Below are 1,533 nucleotides of genomic sequence, written 5' to 3'. Positions count from 1 at the left end.
CCGGGCCTGATGCAAGGTCACATGCTGTGCGTCAGCCAGTTTCGCGTAGCGGGTTTTACCTCGGGTGTCGCGGTAGCGCAGATAAAACGTCCGCCCCCTTGAGATACGCACCTCCCAAACATAGGCCGTTCATCGACGTATCGAAGTATGTCTCTTTGCGTTTGCCTTCTGGGCAGAAGGCGTCGGATACGAACTGGGTGTCGAGTGTAGCTTTTGGCATAAGAGGCCTCCAAATGAGTAATAAATGAGATACGACACCAACGCTTCACCCGAGGCGCAAGTACACCATAAAGCTGGCCGCAGTCCTCAGGGCCGGTAGGTCAATGTTAGGTATTTCTCAGGTCACGTTTGCTCATGATATGGGCATCTCGAAGTCCAGGTCAGCGCGAGCAGAAACAGCCGCGAGATCCATAGCCGGTGAAGGTTCAGACTATGCATTAAGCGTATTTCGCCGCGCAGGCGTGGTTATTGGCCTGACAATAAAGGGCGATCTCCGTCTCACTCTGCCCGATGACAAACTGCATTTGATTGCAGCGGCAATGTATGCGGATGTGGCCACGGATGAAGTGATTGAGTATACCCCACCTGAACACAGGCCATAAAACCACACCTGATGGACTAGGTATAAATTAGGTCCGATAAAATATTGGGGGTCTAAGGACTGCTCGATGTCAAATAATACTTAACTTTTGAAACTGTCGAGCTTGGTCGCTCACTCCACTTGTGGATATCGCTTCTGATACAACAGCGTTGACCGGCTCGGCCGCGTCGACCTTCCGTTTCACTGGCGCCGACGAAGTCGTGAATGGTATGACCGCAACAATGGCTGCGACTGACACGCTGCTGGATGGGTCGACCACTGACAATGATGTCCTGAACGTGACACTGACCGGTGCCACGACGATCACGACCATGAACATCGAAACGATTAACCTGTCCTACGTTGTGGCTGCTGCTGACTTTACCGGCGCAAACACAGGTACAACGACGTACAATGTTTCGGGTGCGGTTGCTGGTGTACTGTCGACACCTGCTTCTGCGGCTACAATCGCGCTGAACGACTATGATCGTGTTTTGACCGTTGAGGGCCTGACACTGACCGGAACGACAGCCGCTGGTAGTGCAGAAAGCATGAGCATCGCCCTTTCTGGTGCGTCATATGGTACGACGGCTGCAACCCAAACTGGTGTGACAATCGACGGCACCGATGGCGAGCAGCTGGAAACGCTGAACATTGCGTCTAACGGCTCCTCGGCCAACAGCTTTGCGCTGGCGTTTCAGAGCACTGAAACCGTGGGTACTTATACGATCACTGGTGCGCAGGACCTTACGATGCGGGTCGCTGATGCCAAGGTTTCCGGTACAACGATCAACGCAACCGGCAACACCGGCACAGTTGCAATTTCGCTCGACACCGGTTCCGGTATCACTGTAAGCGCTGCCAACTGGACAGGCGTTGACAACATCGTTCTGCGTGACTCCGACACCACCGCTGGTGCTGCGACCCTCAACTCCACAGCCTCCGGCCAGAAC

General features: G+C 54.1%; 2 protein-coding genes. Both read left to right on the top strand.

From position 1 onward, the window contains the following. Nucleotides 1–323 precede the first annotated feature (323 nt). A complete protein-coding gene (locus tag SKA53_RS15355) occupies nt 324–602 on the top strand; it encodes a hypothetical protein (RefSeq protein WP_131494557.1) in 279 nt (92 codons plus the stop codon). Between the two features lie 121 nt (nt 603–723). Next, nucleotides 724–1,533 (top strand): hypothetical protein (locus tag SKA53_RS00005; protein ID WP_040482703.1); only part of this gene is annotated, 810 nt, incomplete at its 3' end.

It is taken from the genome of Yoonia vestfoldensis SKA53, assembly GCF_000152785.1.
GTDB classification, from domain to species: domain Bacteria; phylum Pseudomonadota; class Alphaproteobacteria; order Rhodobacterales; family Rhodobacteraceae; genus Yoonia; species Yoonia vestfoldensis_A.
This window is presented reverse-complemented; position numbering and strand designations above follow the sequence as displayed.

Bases quoted from the DNA above. Each gene is read 5' to 3' on its own strand.
- SKA53_RS15355 (WP_131494557.1), top strand. From the start codon at position 324: ATGTTAGGTATTTCTCAGGTCACGTTTGCTCATGATATGGGCATCTCG.